The organism is Alcanivorax sp. HI0044, from assembly GCF_001634945.1.
Map to the genome: position 1 here is coordinate 1 of NZ_LWEZ01001779.1, position 984 is coordinate 984.

The 984-nt window shown below is 60.7% G+C and carries 1 protein-coding gene and 1 pseudogene; both read right to left on the reverse strand.

Features of this window, described 5'->3' with window-relative positions; all coding sequences use genetic code 11:
* A pseudogene (locus A3730_RS30695) lies at positions 1-90 on the reverse strand (anthranilate/aminodeoxychorismate synthase component II); the annotation flags it as partial.
* The coding region (locus A3730_RS26630) for an anthranilate synthase component I family protein (RefSeq protein WP_197477661.1) at positions 90-984 on the reverse strand (895 nt) is incomplete at its 5' end. The pseudogene A3730_RS30695 and the gene A3730_RS26630, both read right to left, overlap by 1 nt.

Below are 984 nucleotides of genomic sequence, written 5' to 3' on the forward strand. Positions count from 1 at the left end.
ATGCACCAGCACCTCGGCCCCCAGCTCCTGCAGATACTGCACCAGGTTGTAGGTAAAGCTGTCGTAATTATCGATCATCAGCACGCGCATTATCGCTGCCCTCCGTCTGCCAGGTTGAGACCACCCAATGCCATGTTCACCGCCCGGAACACGGCCCGGGCCTTGTTCATGGTCTCGTCCCATTCGGATTGCGGCACAGAATCGGCAACGATGCCGGCCCCGGCCTGCACGTACAGACGCTGGTCCTTGATCACCGCGGTACGGATGGCGATCGCCGTATCCATGTCACCGTTGAAGCCAATATAGCCAACCGCGCCACCATAGACGCCGCGCTTGGTAGGTTCCAACTCGTCAATGATTTCCATGGCGCGAATCTTGGAGGCTCCGCTCAGGGTGCCAGCCGGGAAGGTCGCCCGCAGCACATCCAGCGGCCCCAGCTCTTCACGCAGCTCGCCTTCCACGTTGGATACGATATGCATCACGTGGGAGTAGCGCTCCACCACCATTTTGTCGGAAACGTCCACCTTGCCGGCCTTGGAGACCCGACCGATGTCGTTGCGCCCCAGATCGATCAGCATCAGGTGCTCGGCGATTTCCTTGGGGTCCGCCAACAAGTCTTTCTCCAGTGCCTGGTCTTCCGCCTCATTGGCACCGCGTTTGCGCGTGCCGGCCAAGGGCCGCACGGTGATGCGCCCTTGCTCAGCGCGGGCCAGAATTTCCGGCGACGACCCGGCAATATGGAAATCGTCCAGATCCAGATAAAACATATACGGGGACGGATTCAGGTAACGCAGGGCGCGGTACAGATCCAGCGCCGGCGCCTGGAACGGGCAGCTCATGCGCTGGGAGGGCACAACCTGCATCACGTCGCCCGCCAGAATGTACTCGCGAATAGTTTCCACACCGGCCTTGAACGCCGCTTCCGGAAATTCATTGTGGAAATCGTTCTCGTCCACCGGTTCGCCGTACACCGTGTGCTCCGGC